Here is a 14,221-nt window from a genome sequence, read left to right as displayed (position 1 = left end):
GTTGGGAAGGAAGGGCGCCAGACATTGGCGCCCTACCCTGACTCTGCGGGGTGGGGACAACTGCCTCAGCGGGTGATGCGACGGATGTCTTGCCGGGTGATCGGCCCCCAGTAGCGGCTGTCGAAGCTCTGCGCGGCCAGCGCGGGGCGCGCGCCGCTGCCATACACCCAGAACTGATCGGGGCCGAGGGTGAATGTGCCGCGCTGGTACGGGAGATGTACCCATGGATAGCTCGGCGATCCGGGAAGCTGGCCGCTGTGGGCAAGCGCCTTGCCGTCGATGGTCACGGCCTGTGGGGTGACGGTGATGCGGTCGCCGGGCAGACCGACGATCTGCTTGAACATTGGCATGCCGCCGCCAGGACAGTCGCCCTTCATGTAGAAGGGAAAGGCCTGCGGCGTCACGGTGGTGGGAGGACAGAACTCGGCGCGTTCGCCGCGGACGATGCGCGAGTCTGCCGTGACGGGCAGCAGGCGGTAGAGGCCAAGCGGCTCGCTCTCAGTCCAGTTGACCCGCCAGCCGCACCACCACAGGACGTTGATGGTCAGGGCGGTCGCGGCCAGCGCCGCGATGGGAATGAGCAGGCGATTCCAACGCGGCATGCGCTGGCGGGTGATCGCCTGTTCGATGGCGTAGGGGATGCTCATTCAGGGCTCCTGCCGCGCGGATGCGCGCGGTGATTGCCCTGACTCTGCGGGGTGGGGCCGGGAAGCTCAGCGGTTCAGGTCGCGGCGCGTGCTCCTTCGGCGGTGGGCGGGTTGCGCCTTCGTACCACTGTCATCGGCGGGTGCTGCTTGGGTTCCACTCTCGATTGGGGAGAGGGACTGCGCCGTCCTGGACACGATGGGCGCGTAGCTCATCCTTCCTGCATCCCACTCCCGGTGAATGAGGTCCCGCATGGGGCGGGACAGCAGCTCGCCGTGCTCTTGAAGCGCCCGCGTCATGCCCTCGGCGATGCGCTCGACGACTTCACCAGGGCGACTGACGTTGCAACTCACCCGCCCGAAATTCATCAGTTCCTCGCGGGAGGGGTAGGACTTCGACCCTGCGAGTTTGAGCGCCAGGGTGCGGTCGGTCAGTTCTCTTCCAGTGCGGGTATCGGCGTAGCTGTAGGCCGTGGTCGTCACCACGTCGTAGACGGGCGCAAGCCGGGGCGGCTGCAGGGCGTGCGGATGGTCATACAGCACGCCGAAGTTCTTGAGGTGCGCATCGCCGTTGCGCACCATCATGGACAGGGCCACGCTCTCGAACAGCCGACCCAGGGACGGGGGCGTCTCGGCGGCGCAATACAGATGCAGCGCGCGGGCGATGTTCTCGTAACTGCCCTCGTATTTGTAGCGGCCATAGGGGTCGGCTGACTTGCCCATGAGCACGGCCATGTCCTCAAAACCCAGTCGGCTGCCCTCTGGTGTGATGTCAAAGCGCTTCATGACGAAGAGCTGACGGTCGTTGGACAACCAGAAGTCCGGGACAGTCAGGCCGGCGTGACGCGCAGCGCTCATGCAGAGAAATTCGTTGACGGCCAGATCGGGATATTGCGCGCCGCCTGACTTGACGATCAGATCGACCACGCTGGCGGTCGTTCGGTCGGCCGGGAGCGGCAGTCGGTCGGCATCGGGAGCCATGATCTTGGGCTGGACACCGGAAATCCCGGAATCGATGTATTGATCGACCAGAAAGGCGAAGATTTCCGCAGACGATCCGGCGGACAGAATCTCGCGCAGCCCGATCCGGGCCAGGCGCCTGCTGTCAGGCTGGCCGGGCTCTTTGAAGTTCAGCCTGCCGATCTGATGCTCACCGGTGATGGCCAGCAGGCGCATATCGTCCATCGGGCCGTGCCTGGCCATGCGGCGCACGAGTTCCTGCGCCAGCCAGCCTTCGGGCCGGTTCATCGTGAAAATGGGCGGCAACACGTTCCCGGCATAGCTCTGCGCACGCAGCGGCATGGTCAGAGAAATCTCGCAGGAGGGATCGACGCCGCGGCCGTAGTTGAAGACGTACTGCGACTCGCGGCGCAGTGGCCCCGCCATCCCCTGTGGGGTGGAGACTTCAAGTTCCTTGATCTTCATCATCGGGGAACAGCTCCTGCAGCCGAGCCGGGTCGAGCCGGGCGTCCTGGATCAGCAACCCCTTGCCCAGGGCGGCCAGTGCGGCAAAGAGCGTATAGAGGCTGACGTTGCGCCCAGCCTCCAGGGCGACGATGGTCTGGCGCTTTCTGCCGATGGTTTGCGCAAGCGCCGCCTGGCTCAGGCCGCGCGTCTTGCGCTCTGCGCGCAGGGCATGCCCAAGCTCCTGGGCGTTGAGCGCAGGAAGCATAGGGTCTTTGATGTCCTTCATATTGGACATTTTGCTGTATTTCTTTTATTTTGTCCATTTTATTGGACTTTTATTGCCTGCCCGTGCTCGCCGCTGCCCCGAGCTTGATGCGCTCGGCCAGCGCCGCGTCCTGGTAATACTTGATCTTCTGGCAGTAGACGGGGGCATGGCCGGCGACGAAGACCAGTTCGTCGTCGGGCGGCAGGCGCATGCACTCGTCGGGGGTGAGCAGCGGGCGTTGCACGATCTGCTCGTTGGTGTTGACGTTCTGCAGCACCACGGCCAGCCGGTTGCCGCTGTACTGCCGCTGGGTATGGCTGACGGTGGCCTGCCCGGCCATCTTGCTCAGCAGCTCGGCGGTCTCGATCTTGTTCGGAGCGTAGGCCACGCGGATGTGGCAGTTGCTCATGATGGATTCGTCTTTGGTATAGGCCGCATACAACTGGCTCAAGTCCTGCACGATCAACAATGCCTTGAGTCCGTAGCCAGCGATGAAGGCCAGCGCCTCCTGGAAGATGTCGAGTTTGCCCAGGCTGGGGAATTCGTCGATCAGCAGCAGAAGGCGATGGGGATAGCGGCTCTTGCTCGCGCCGCCGGCGTCGAAGTCCATGCCTTCGGTCAGCCGCCGCACCGCCTGATTGATGACCAGGCGCAGCAGCGGCTTGAGGCGATCCTTGTCGCTGGGCGGCACCACCAGATACAGCGCCGTCTTCCTGGTTTCGGGCTTGCCGTCCACGTCGGCGCCGCCCATGATGCTTTCCAGGGTGAAGTCGGAGACGCGGGTGTTGTCGGCGACGATGGGGTCGCGGTAGAGGGAGAGAAAGGACAGCGCGGTGGACAGCACGCCCGAGGCTTCGTTCGGCGCCTTGTTGAGGAAGGACTGACTGGCCTGCGCCACGGCGGCCCAGCCGGTGCGGGCGTGCGGGTCGCTGCTTTGCGCGCCTTTTTCCAGGGCGACATCGCGGATATAGGCCATCACCGCCTGCGAGCCTTCCATCGGCTCGGCGTCTTCGGCCTGGTTGCGCTCGGCGGTTTCCTTGGCGATCTCGCGGATCGGGCCGCCGTCGGAGAGGATGGCCTGCACGGTATGCAGGCAGCGCAGGCGGGCGTCGGGGCCTTTGCCGTCCCAGTAGAGCAGGACGAACAGCACCACCCCGGTCATGAGGTCGAAGCCGGTCTTGGCCCAGTGGTCGTTCAGGCCCTTGCCGTCGGGATCGACGATCATGGTGGCGATGTTCTGCACGTCCTTGACCAGATTGCCGTCCATGCGGATTTCCTGCAGGGGGTTGAACCGGGCGGAATCGGGGGAGGTCGGGTCGAACTTGATGGCGCGATGGCCCAGCACCTTTTCGCGAAAGCCGCTGGTCAGCGCCCAGTTCTCGCCCTTGATGTCGTGCACCAGCACGGATTGATCCCAGCTCAGCAAGGTGGGGATGACGATGCCCACCCCCTTGCCGGATCGGGTGGGGGCGAACACCATCATGTGTTCCGGCCCCTTGTGGCGCAGGTAACGCACCTGCTGTCCGTCGTTCCAGGCGCCGAACAGCACCCCGCCCTTGTTCTTGTCGTCGGGCAGGATGCCGGCGGCGGCGACTTCCGGGGCAGCGGCCCAGTGGGCCGAACCGTGCAGATCGTTGCGCTCGGCATCGGCTTTGCGTGAACGGCGATAGGCGATGCCCACGGGCAGCACCAGGGAGAGGAAACCGCCCACGCCCATGATGAGGTGGGCACGTTCCAGGATGTCCAGCACGGCTTGGCCGTACTCGATGCGGTTGTATTTGAAGGTCCAGATCAGGATGTCGTAGGGGGCGTACAGCCAGGGCGGGATCATGGGCTGGCCCAGCGCCGGGGTGAAGCCGAAGGCCCAGGCGGCGTATTCGGTGGCGGCCCAGGTGGACAGCAGCACGATCAGGATGAACAGGCCCAGGCCCGTCCAGACGAAGCGGGTGATGTCTTTCTGCGCTTTGGGGATGTGGTAGATGGCTTCGGAGGCGGCGGTCATGGTCGTGGGGTCTCAGGGGATCGGGGGCGGCCCGTGACGTGGGCCAGTCGGCGCGCGCCCCCCCGGCAAGGATCGCCAACAGGGGGAAGGAATCCGGTCGCGCGCTGCGGCTGTTTTGCGCCACCTGCCGCTGGGCGTGCTGGATTCAGCGTTCCATCGCCGCGGCCTTGCGGTGGGTCTGACGCAGGCGCGGGCGGGCCGGGCGTTCGGGTTTGTCGGCCTCGGGCGGTTCGGGGGATTTGTCGGCAGCAGGGTCGGCGGCGCTTGCCTTGTCCTGGCCTGGCGCCTGCTCCGCCTGCTTTGTCATCTGATACTCAGATGACTTGCGGTCTTCCTTCGCGCTCACCTTGCGGTTTTCTTCGGTGATGATGTCGGCGGCGAGCTTCTCGGCCTCGTGCGGCTTGGCGAAGCCATGGAATTCGAGCGCTTTTGGCAGGTTCTTGTCACTGAATTCGCTCAGTAGCACATCGTCCAGAATGCGGCGAGCATCCTTCTCATTGCCGCCGCCGTTCACAAAGGTCTGGACGGCTTTTTCGTAGGGGCTGGATTCAGTCATCACCTGGTACTCGGTCGCCTTACGGTTTTCCTCGATCACCGGCGCGAACTTCTTCTGGAGATCGGGGTATTCGTCGAGCACATGCTGAGGCGGCATGCTCTTGGGTTCCATACCAGGCGGGTGAACCGCGTCAGGCATGTGGTCGTAGAGCGCGTTGTTGACCTCGCGCTTGTGCGCCTGACGCAGCGCGCCCTCTGCAGTAGGCCCGTCGGCGAAGCCCAGCGATTCGCCACGTTGGACGCTGCCGTTGAAGACTTCCCACTGCCGCCCATGATCGGGGCCGAGCTTCTGCACTGTGGCGACCTGAGTGAACTCGTCAAACGTCATTTCGTGAGGCTGTTTCGACAGCAGTTCATCTTCACGGCGGAGGGCGTCCTGCATCCTGTTCGGCATCGCCGACGCGGGCTGGGCCTCCGGCTCGCCCTTGCCACGAATCGAGGTCACCCCAAGACTCTTGCCGTGCTCGGCCATCAGCATCTCTTTGGCCGCCTTGTCGAGTTCGGCCACCGCTTGCGCCGGAGGGAGGCCAGCCATTACAGGAACAGAAACGTCATCCCAGCCGTGCGCCATCACGAATCCGCCGGGCCGAGTTTGGACAGAAATGATTTTTTCGGCGACGGGTTTCCCGTGGGTGAACTCGCCGCCCTTGTTTCTATCCTTGTCCAGCAGGAAGGTCTTTTCATAAGAGCCGGACGGTTTCCTCTCCCATCCATCGGCCGCCATCGCCTCGCGCAAGTTAGGTTGCTTCGCGGCTTTCACGGGGTCAACCCCGCTCTCGGCCTGCAAGGTCTTTTCCGGCGCCTTGGGCTTACCTTGCTGCAGTTCGGCACTGACGGCCTGCTCCGGGTCTTTGAGACTCAGCGACAGCGCGGTCGCCACAATTTCGTCACCCTCCCAATAGGTCATGTGACGGCGGGTTCCCGTGTCCAGGTTCTGTTCCGTGGTGGTCGTCGTCCCGGCGGGATTGCGCTCCACGGTCAGCACACGCGACATGCGATTTTTCTCCAAGTCCACCAGATCGATCCCCGGTCTGATCTGGTCGGGGTTGATGAGTGTCAGCCCTGCTCCAAGGGCGGACGGCTCAGCCGCGCGCATCGCCGCATCGACCGAAGCCTGGCGTTCCTGCGTGACCTGCAGCGCCTGCTCCTTGTCCAGCACATAGTCCACGGCCTTGCCCGCTTCGGCTGCGGCCCGGAAGATTTCGTTCTTGTCGTTCTTGAGCGCCTTGGCCCAATCCTGAACGTAGGCGGCGTGGCGTTCGGGGTCATACGGGATGCCGGTCTGGGCGGCGGCGAACAGGCTGAACATCTCCGCGCGCAGTTCTTCCTTGGCGTAGCCTTCGGAGCCGAAGCGGTGTCCGCCAGTGATGCCTTCGCGATTCAGACGGTGTGCGGCGCCGGTGGCATGGCCGATCTCATGCAACAAGGTGCCGTAGTAGCGCGCCGCGCCCTGCTCGTTGCCCAGCTCGGAATTGAAGGCGCCACGCGGAGGAAGCACCACCTGGTCGCGCTTGGGCGAATAGAAGGCGTGCTCGGGATGCTCGCCGTAACTGAGACCATCGCGCGCCATGGCGGCCTTGAGGGACTCGCCTCGCGCCACCGGGTCGAAGTCGGGCGCGGGGGCCAGAGGCTCCAGCTTCAGCCCCTCGCACTGCGCGACGTTGAACACGGTGTGCACGCGGGAGGTCCAGGTGTCGAGCTCGCGCGCCTTGCCCCAGCTCAGGTGTTGCGCACCCTGCTCGGTGTGACGCTGTACGCGCAAATCGGCGGTCTTGACGTGCAGGGTGGCTTCCTTGTCGGTCGGCATGCCGACCTCTGCCCTGCCGTTCTTCTCGCCGAACACCTTCACGCGCATGCCGTTGAGCGTGATGCTGATGTCCTTGCGCTGATAGAAGGGCTGTTCTTTCCACAGTTCGACGGGCAGGCCGTATTCGCCCTTCTTGACGCGGCCGCCCAGGGCGTTGATCTGCTTGACGGTGCCATAGCGCGGATCGGCGTAGCCGCGGTCGGCCTGTTCCAGCATCAGCATGAGGCGGTTGCCGCCGCGGTATTCCCTGCCGGTTTCCATATTGCGCGGCAAGCCGGTTCGCAGCGCGGCCCAGGGCTTGTTCCAGGGAATCTGGCCCTGCTCCAGGGTCTGGACGAGTTTGTCGGTGAGTTCCTGGCGCAGGTCGCGCGGCGGTTTGGCCTGGTCGGGTTTGACGGTCTCAGCCATGATCGGCCTCCGTTGGCGTGTCGTCTTCGAAATCGGCACCGAGGGCTTCGGCCGTGGCGCGGTCGGGGACGGAGAGGGACTCGAATTCGGCGGTGTCACCATCCGGGGGGACGGTTGGGGTTTCGAGGTTTTGCGGGGTTTGCGGGGTTTGCTGGGTTTGCATGACGGACTCCTGTGAGGGATCGGATAGGGCGTCAATGCGACGCCCTGCCCTGACTCTGCGGGGTGGGGACAGGAGGTTCAGCCGCCCAGCCCCATGTCGCGGCTGGGTTGCCGGGGGCGTGGCCTGACGGGGGGGCGCTGCGAGGCTTCGACTTCGCGTTCTTCGGCGCGCTCTTCGGCCCGCTCGTGGGCGACGATCTCGCGTTCGACGGCCTTGTCCTGCGCCTCTTCTTCGACGTGCTCTCTCTTCTCTTCCTGCGCTTCGCGTTTTTTCAGTTCCTCGTCGATGTTGCGGGTGCGCAGTTGCTGCTGAAGCTGCTCGCGTTCGGTCTCGATCTTGGCCCACATGCGCTCGGTCACCTGTTTGCCCAGCGGGGTGAGGCGATCCTGGTCGTCGATCAGGCGGGTCTGTTCATCGTGACCCTGCAACGCCATGCGCTGATCCGGTGTGAGGGGCTGGTAACGTGACGCGCGGTCGAGGGCGTCGAAGCCGTGGATGTCGAGCTTGGCGAGCAGGGCTTCGGCCTGCAGGGCTTGCGTGTCCACGGCGTAGGTGCGGCCGTCGCCGCTCCGTTCGGGGTGCGCGGACTCGATGGCGCCCTGTCCGAGCGCCGGGGCGGTGAGATGGGTGTCGGCACCCAGCTCTTCGCTCTGCAGGGTTTGCAGGCGGCCGAGCTGCCAGGCCTGCTGCAGTTCGGGGTTCTGGACTTTGAGACCCATGCGCCCGGCGATTTCGGCGGCGCGCTCCTGGAATTCGCGGCTGCCGGTGAGCTGCAGGCCTTTGTCCATGTCGTACTTCTGCTCGGCCAGACGCAGCGCCGACTCGATCTCGCGGTCATCGACCTGATAGAGATCGACGCGCTCGCCCCGGTCGGTCATCACCTTCTCGCCATCGCGGGCGTAGTGCACGGCTTTGGGCGGGCCGTCCTCGATGTCGTGGGTCAGGCCGTCGAGCACTTCGGGCTCCACGTCGGCCACGCGGCGGCCGCGGATGCTTTCCGGCGAAGGGTCGCGGGTTTTTTCTTGTTCGAGCAGACGGGCGGCGATGGGGTCGTGCTCGGCGCGCGGTTCCAGGAACTCACGCAGGGTCGGCGGTAGAGGCAGGCTGCTGGCCAGGGTTTTGCGCTGCGCCGCCTGGGTTTTTTGCAAATGCTCGATCTGCTTGGCGGATTCAAACGCATGCACATCGAGGTCGCCGCCGCTCTTGAGGGTTTCGGCGCGTTGCTGGGCCAGGGTGGAGAACAGAGACTCCCGCGCGGCTTGCTGCTGGGCGTTCAAGTCCTGCCAGGCCTTGGCGCGCTGTTCGCGAGCGGGCTGGGCGGATTCGCGCCAGGCATTCAGCAACGCGGCTTCTTCTTTTTGTGCGTCGCTGACCTCCGTCTCCTTTTGCTGTGGTTGTGGCTTCGGCTCCTGTTCGGACTCGACTCGCTCCAGAGCGGCGTTGAGATCGGCGAACTCCGTTCGCTGCGCGGTCACGGCTTGCTGGACGGGGACGGGTTCATCGGAGGGGATGTGCGGCGTCGGTTCGGTTTCGGCTTGTGGTTCCATCGATTGCTCCTGCTTGAGATGGGGAATGGGGGGCTTGGGCTGTCGCCCTTGCCCAGTGGGTGGCGCGAGGCTGGGATGGCTGCGCTGGAAGGTCCACGGCGGGACGGCGCGATCCAGGGTGTTGCGGATCGATTCCGGCCCGCTGTCGCGGAGTTGGTCGCGCGCGTCGTAGCCGGGGGGCGTGACGCCGTTGGGTTTTTCTGGGAGGGCGATGGTTGTGTGCGCGCTGCCAAGGATGCGGGCGGCTTTGAGGGCATTGATTTGCCCTTTGCGTGCGGCGCGCTCGCCGTCGTTGTCGGCGTAGAGGGTCACGCGGCCCTGCACCTGCTCGTGCAGGGTGCGGGCCACCTCGGGCAGGTTCTGCGCCGAGAGGGCGGCGATGACGGGCAGTCCTGTGGCCTGATGGAGGGCCAGCGCCGTGCCGATGCCCTCGCACATCACGATATGGGGGGCGGTTTTGGCGGTCTCGAAGGCGCGAAGCGGGGCTTCAGCGTCCTGGCCGTCGATGGGGATGACGGCAAAGGCGCCCTGTGTGGGCGTGCCGGCGACGAAGCGCTTGTCGGCGGACTGGCCCGGCGCCGCCCAGGCGATGCGCTGCATGCCGACCCATTCGGGCTCGCCGTCGGTGAGTTTGAGCATGGGCACGAGCAGCTGCGCGCTGTGCTGCCGCAGTCCCGCCGTGGGCAGTGCGGGGTTTTGCAGGTAGGGGAAGTTGCGCGGCTCATGGCTGGCTTCCCAGCGCGACAGGCTGCCGGTGAGGGCGGCCTTTTGACGCTCGGCCTGCTGCTGCAACCAGGCGGCGCGCTCGGCTTGGGCCTTTTGTTGTTCTTCGGGCGTGCGCTCTCGCGCCAGTTCCGGGCGGAAGGCGATGGGTTTGCCATCGGCCTTGAAGTTCGTCACCCAGCCGGTGCCGTCCTCGCGCAGCAGGTAGGCGGCATCGTTCCTGCCATTGGGGCGGTCGCCGACATCGGCGCGGTGGATGCGGCCATCGACCTGCAGACGCTGCGGGTCGATGTGCACATCGTGCAGGCGGGCGAAATCGAGAAACGGGGTGAGGTGCGTCGTGTCCATGCCCTGACTCTGCAGGGTGGGGACAGATGGTGCGTCGTCTGATCAGGCCCGCCGTCTTCGTCGCTTCAACCAGTAATCGACCCCGATCGAAGGCTGTCAACGGCACCGACATGTTGATTGGCTACCGCAGCGGCCTGGCGTTGGAACCGATCATCATCATTTGGAGGCGGGTCCCGGCCATTGCCGTCTATCAGACCATTGCACCAACATGTCCGCTCAGGACCACATTTGCGTCATTCGTATTGGCGCCGGTGCCAATTTGAGTCACATGCCGATCGGCGACTGGGCTACGGCAAACGAGCTGCGCGCGGCGTCAGGCTTGAATTGGCGCCGGCTTCAACACGCCATGTTGATAATCATGGTTGCTCCGGGAGATGCTGCGTTAGATCGGATCCGTCGGCGAGCGGCCTCCCTTGCTCGTCAGCGCGCAGAACCTGCTTAGGTCGACATTGCCTCCGCTGATGACAACGCCGACACGCTTTCCACGGAGGCCCTCGGAACTCACTCTCGCTCCAGCAAAGCCGAGGCAACCCGTCGGCTCGACGAGGATTTTCATCCGGGTGGCGAAGAACCGCATCTCGTGCACCAAATCGTCGTCGCTGACGGTCAAAATATCAGCGACCCTCTCCCGGATGATGGCGAAGGTCAGTTGACCGAGATGCTGCGTCTGTGCGCCGTCAGCGATGCTGTTTGGCGTGTCGATGTGCACGATGCTCCCCGTCTGAAAGGACTGCTGGCCATCGTTTCCTGCCTCAGGTTCCACCCCGTAGATCTGGCAGAGCGGAGACAGCGCCCGCGCGGACAAGGCGGACCCCGACAACAATCCGCCGCCGCCAAGAGGGACGAACAGGGCATCAAGGGGTCCAACCTCTTCGATCAACTCCTTTACAACGGTGCCTTGTCCAGCGATCACGTCAGCATGGTCATACGGCGGAATCAGGGTCATGCCCTGCTGTTCTGCGAGTGTGCGGCTGATCTGCTCACGGTCTTCTTCGTAGCGGTTGTAGGTCACCACCTGAGCGCCGTAGCTCTTGGTCGCCTCGACCTTCATGACCGGTGCATCGCGGGGCATGACGATCGTTGCGGGAATGCCCAGCAGCTTGGCCGAAAGCGCGATCGCCTGCGCATGATTTCCCGAAGAAAACGCCACGACGCCTTGGCGACGCTGGGCCGCGTCGAATCGTGACAAAGCATTGAACGCGCCACGAAACTTGAAGGCCCCCATGCGCTGAAAGTTCTCTGCTTTGAAGAATAACTCGCAGCCGAGATGGTTATCCGCAGTGCGTGACGTCAGCACCGGGGTTCGGTGGGCGTGGTCAGCAATGCGTTCAGACGCGGCAATCACGTCGGAGTAGGTGGGTAGGTTGATGGGATGCATTTGGGTTCGTTGCGCGTGCACCTTCGGAGCACCTGGATGGACTGTTGACATTCACGCCGTGAACAAGAGAAAGCGGAGCACCTCGAAATAGTCCGGCGTTTCAAAGACGATGATGCAGGCGTCTTTCAGCTTTGCCCCGGGATAGAACGCATTCCGATAGGCATCGGTGTGTTCCTTGTAGCGCAGTTCAACGCGGAAATGCTCAGGGAGGTCCAGGCCACAGGACGTCAGATCGGTCCGCAAAGCGTGGGCAATTTGCTCGCGAATCCGTCGGACAGCCTCACCCGGATGCAGGCTGACGGTGGAATCGCCGACGCCCGCCTTCACAGGCACCGTCTGGATCGATGGATTGACGGCGACGACGTCATCGCACAGTGCTTGATCACCCGACACCAGAGCGACCGGCACCTTAAGCAGCGCAGCCGTGTAGGCGTTCAGCAAAAACTCAGAGGCATGCCGCCCATTGATACGAAGCTCGGCCAGGCCTTTCGTCAAAGCATGACTGAGCGGATTGCCTGCGGCGCCAGCCGCGGCGTGATACCCGATCATGACGACTGCGGAGAAGGTCTCGTCAAGTTCCTGGAGCATCTGATAGGGGTGGCCGCTCCAGCCGCGGATCAGCCGGGTCGGGGGCGGCAGTCGGGACGCCAGGAGATTGCGTCCGGTGCCATGCCCGTCCTTGACCCAGATCTCGGTTGCCCCCGCCTCCAGCGCTCCTTCGCAGGCCGCGGTGACTTCTGCGGTCATCTGTTCCTGGAAAATGGAGAAGTCAGGTTTGTGGAGGCTGGCCTCGTCCCAATGTGAGATGCCGGCGATGCCCTCGATGTCTGCGCTGATGAAAATTTTCATGGTTCTGGCGTCCGCGCTGGGATCACCCACAGGGGCGATGGTTGCGAATATATCGGTTCCTCCACAGTAGCTTGATGCCCCCTCCGCCGCCGACGGTACCGAGCGTGCGGTCACCTCCTGCCCTGGCGCGGAGATAAATCGCGCGTTGTCGACCTGCTCTGGCCCGGACGGATTGCAGTTGGGCGATTTCCGGGGGCATGGGATGGGTAACCTGTGGGCGCCGATGCCGAACTCGTCGCCACGATGAAGCGGAGCATTGCCACCGCCGACACCATCGTTGGGCAGTTCATCGACTTTGCGCGCGTGGGCGCCGAGGAGGTGTCCGAGCGTCTCGACTTGGCAGTCCTGACACGCCAGGTCGCGATTGACATGTTGCCGCCCGAGCAGCTGCATCTGGACGTGCTGGACAGTTGCCACATCAGGGGCCGACCCGTGACACTTCGACGCGCGATCATGAACCTGCTGGACAACGCTGCCAAGTATGCCGGGGGGCCAAATCGAGGTCCGCCTGCACCGGCTCGACAAGGCGGTGGAATTGGCAGTTCTCGACCAGGGCCCGGGCATTCCCGCAGTGCAGCGCGACGAACTCATCCGGCCATTCATCCGTGTCGACCTCAGCGCCAGCAGTGGTCTTGGCCTGGCAATTGTCGACCGCATCGCCCGTCTGCATGGTGGCCACCCAACTTTGCTTGAACGCAAGGGCGGTGGATTGACGGCGACGACACATCTGCCATTCACGCAGCAAGATGAAGACATCGGGTTGATCCTGGCAGATGATCAGGATCCATGATCAGGATCCCTATTGAGATGCGGGGGCCTGTGTGTATTGCCTTCAGCAAGGCACACTTCATCCCCCAACCCATCGGCGCGTCAAACGACTCCGTCTGTTTCGCGAATCCTTTGACGCGTACGGCCAGCGGCCTGCATCCATAGCAACGCCACAGGAACCGCGAACCCACTGATCGCGAGCGGGTATCCCACCGGCCCCCACCAATCCATGACAGCGCCAAGCAGCGTCGTCCCGCCAAACCCACCCAGACTGTGTAGCACCACGAATGCGGTGTTCGCCACCGGAAGATCGGGTGCGGGAACAAAATGCCCGATCCAGGTCATGCCCAAGGCATAGAAGGCATCGAACAAGGCGCCCAGAATGAACCAAAGGATCAGTGCGACCCACACATGCGACCAGAGCAGATAAACGCCGACGACCAGAACAGCCGTCGTCGCCGCACACGCGGCCAGAACGCGCTCTAGAGAGCTCCGGTCCGCCAGAATGCCGATCGGCACCACGAACAGCGCCCGTCCCAGCGCCATGGCAAACAGCATCAGCGACACCGCGTGGACTGTGGCCCCCATGTCGAGGGCAAAAGGCGGGAGCAGACTCTGAGGGCCGTGATCCGCAAAGCCCGCTGCGAAACCCAGTACGATCAAACCCGGGAAGGCCATAAGTATCGCGGCGGCATGCCGGGGCGGCTGTTGGGCTTCCTCCGTTCTTGTCTCTGAGTCCTGCATCCAGAGCAGCGGCGTCGCTGCCACTCCAAGTAGAGCCGCACAGGTGACAAACGGCAAGACACCGCCCGTTCCAATCACGTTTATCCACAACGGCCCCAGCGCACCGCACACTCCCAGCACGGTCACATACAGACTTGCCACGCGACCACGCACGGAGGGGGCGACCCAGGTATTGATCAGGGATTCGCTCAACACCCAGAAGTGACCGAACGCCAGGCCCTGGATGCATTGCAAGAGACCCCACACCATGACTTGGCTGGTGGTCGTGAAGAGCAGCATCAACATTCCGGCGCTAAAAAGGCCAAAGAGGAGCGACGGTTTGCGCCCGAAACGCCGGATGATCCGGGCATAGAAGGGGCTGCCTGCGACGATCCCCAAGGCCCAGGCGCTGGCCACAGCTCCGATCACGAGATCGCTGTGGTCGGCGTGGGCCAAGCGGATGGTCAGCACCGGCTGCAGCAGGCCGTAGGCCATCGCCGCGACGCCATTGCTGGCGATCACCCCCGCAAGTGCCGCACGATGCGCCGCTGATTCCACGTTCTGCATCAACCTTCTCCTTTGGACGTCATGCGAACACCGAAAGGTTCTTGGCACGACCTGCGGAGCATGCTAA

The 14,221-nt window shown here is 64.0% G+C and carries 11 protein-coding genes; 1 reads left to right on the top strand and 10 read right to left on the bottom strand.

The features are described from left to right. Positions 1-65: 65 nt before the first annotated feature. The 9 genes from THIARS_RS05880 to THIARS_RS05845 all read right to left on the bottom strand — a co-directional run bounded on the left by THIARS_RS05880 (position 66) and on the right by THIARS_RS05845 (position 12,489). Positions 66-647 carry a S26 family signal peptidase gene (locus tag THIARS_RS05880; RefSeq protein WP_094159842.1) on the bottom strand — a complete coding sequence of 194 codons (582 nt, stop codon included), beginning with the start codon at positions 645-647 and terminating at the stop codon, positions 66-68. Positions 648-713: 66 nt separating this feature from the next. Continuing rightward, positions 714-2,072, bottom strand: a complete 1,359-nt coding sequence (locus THIARS_RS05875; protein WP_013123561.1) for a type II toxin-antitoxin system HipA family toxin — start codon at positions 2,070-2,072, stop codon at positions 714-716. Continuing rightward, positions 2,050-2,337, bottom strand: a complete 288-nt coding sequence (locus tag THIARS_RS05870; RefSeq protein ID WP_232054279.1) for a helix-turn-helix transcriptional regulator — start codon at positions 2,335-2,337, stop codon at positions 2,050-2,052. The genes THIARS_RS05875 and THIARS_RS05870 overlap by 23 nt, the downstream gene beginning before the upstream one ends. Positions 2,338-2,386: 49 nt before the next feature. After that, on the bottom strand, positions 2,387-4,318 hold the full coding sequence (locus THIARS_RS05865) for a type IV secretory system conjugative DNA transfer family protein (RefSeq protein ID WP_013123563.1): 1,932 nt from the start codon (positions 4,316-4,318) through the stop codon (positions 2,387-2,389). Between the two features lie 145 nt (positions 4,319-4,463). Further along, positions 4,464-7,088 (bottom strand): ArdC family protein, encoded by a 2,625-nt coding sequence (locus tag THIARS_RS18890; RefSeq protein ID WP_013123564.1) that lies wholly within the window; start codon positions 7,086-7,088, stop codon positions 4,464-4,466. Beyond that, positions 7,081-7,251: a hypothetical protein gene (locus THIARS_RS18555; RefSeq protein WP_186436578.1), complete on the bottom strand. Its 171-nt coding sequence runs from the start codon at positions 7,249-7,251 to the stop codon at positions 7,081-7,083. Before THIARS_RS18555 ends, THIARS_RS18890 begins: the two co-directional genes overlap by 8 nt. Before the next feature lie 77 nt (positions 7,252-7,328). Continuing rightward, positions 7,329-9,869: an LPD7 domain-containing protein gene (locus THIARS_RS05855; RefSeq protein WP_094159841.1), complete on the bottom strand. Its 2,541-nt coding sequence runs from the start codon at positions 9,867-9,869 to the stop codon at positions 7,329-7,331. A gap of 382 nt (positions 9,870-10,251) precedes the next feature. Next, complete coding sequence (locus THIARS_RS05850) at positions 10,252-11,247, bottom strand: threo-3-hydroxy-L-aspartate ammonia-lyase (protein WP_013123568.1); 996 nt, start codon at positions 11,245-11,247, stop codon at positions 10,252-10,254. A gap of 51 nt (positions 11,248-11,298) precedes the next feature. Beyond that, positions 11,299-12,489 (bottom strand): M55 family metallopeptidase, encoded by a 1,191-nt coding sequence (locus THIARS_RS05845; RefSeq protein ID WP_196794180.1) that lies wholly within the window; start codon positions 12,487-12,489, stop codon positions 11,299-11,301. A gap of 88 nt (positions 12,490-12,577) precedes the next feature. On the opposite strand from THIARS_RS05845, the gene THIARS_RS05840 reads away from it, so the two are divergent. Then, positions 12,578-12,886 (top strand): ATP-binding protein, encoded by a 309-nt coding sequence (locus THIARS_RS05840; RefSeq protein WP_041608432.1) that lies wholly within the window; start codon positions 12,578-12,580, stop codon positions 12,884-12,886. An 80-nt stretch (positions 12,887-12,966) separates the two neighbouring features. On the opposite strand, the gene THIARS_RS05835 is transcribed toward THIARS_RS05840, so the two are convergent. Beyond that, positions 12,967-14,154, bottom strand: a complete 1,188-nt coding sequence (locus THIARS_RS05835) for an MFS transporter (protein ID WP_013123570.1) — start codon at positions 14,152-14,154, stop codon at positions 12,967-12,969. Positions 14,155-14,221: the final 67 nt, after the last annotated feature.

The sequence above is a fragment of the Thiomonas delicata genome, assembly GCF_900088825.1.
GTDB lineage: Bacteria > Pseudomonadota > Gammaproteobacteria > Burkholderiales > Burkholderiaceae_C > Thiomonas_A > Thiomonas_A delicata.
This window is presented reverse-complemented; position numbering and strand designations above follow the sequence as displayed.

What these genes read in the sequence shown, in the direction of transcription:
- THIARS_RS18890 (WP_013123564.1), bottom strand. Translation starts at nt 7,088, where the DNA reads ATGGCTGAGACCGTCAAACCCGACCAGGCCAAACCGCCGCGCGACCTG.
- THIARS_RS05850 (WP_013123568.1), bottom strand. Translation starts at nt 11,247, where the DNA reads ATGCATCCCATCAACCTACCCACCTACTCCGACGTGATTGCCGCGTCT.
- THIARS_RS05880 (WP_094159842.1), bottom strand. Translation starts at nt 647, where the DNA reads ATGAGCATCCCCTACGCCATCGAACAGGCGATCACCCGCCAGCGCATG.
- THIARS_RS18555 (WP_186436578.1), bottom strand. Translation starts at nt 7,251, where the DNA reads ATGCAAACCCAGCAAACCCCGCAAACCCCGCAAAACCTCGAAACCCCA.
- THIARS_RS05835 (WP_013123570.1), bottom strand. Translation starts at nt 14,154, where the DNA reads ATGCAGAACGTGGAATCAGCGGCGCATCGTGCGGCACTTGCGGGGGTG.
- THIARS_RS05840 (WP_041608432.1), top strand. Translation starts at nt 12,578, where the DNA reads ATGCCGGGGGGCCAAATCGAGGTCCGCCTGCACCGGCTCGACAAGGCG.
- THIARS_RS05865 (WP_013123563.1), bottom strand. Translation starts at nt 4,318, where the DNA reads ATGACCGCCGCCTCCGAAGCCATCTACCACATCCCCAAAGCGCAGAAA.
- THIARS_RS05870 (WP_232054279.1), bottom strand. Translation starts at nt 2,337, where the DNA reads ATGAAGGACATCAAAGACCCTATGCTTCCTGCGCTCAACGCCCAGGAG.
- THIARS_RS05855 (WP_094159841.1), bottom strand. Translation starts at nt 9,869, where the DNA reads ATGGACACGACGCACCTCACCCCGTTTCTCGATTTCGCCCGCCTGCAC.
- THIARS_RS05875 (WP_013123561.1), bottom strand. Translation starts at nt 2,072, where the DNA reads ATGATGAAGATCAAGGAACTTGAAGTCTCCACCCCACAGGGGATGGCG.
- THIARS_RS05845 (WP_196794180.1), bottom strand. Translation starts at nt 12,489, where the DNA reads ATGCAGCTGCTCGGGCGGCAACATGTCAATCGCGACCTGGCGTGTCAG.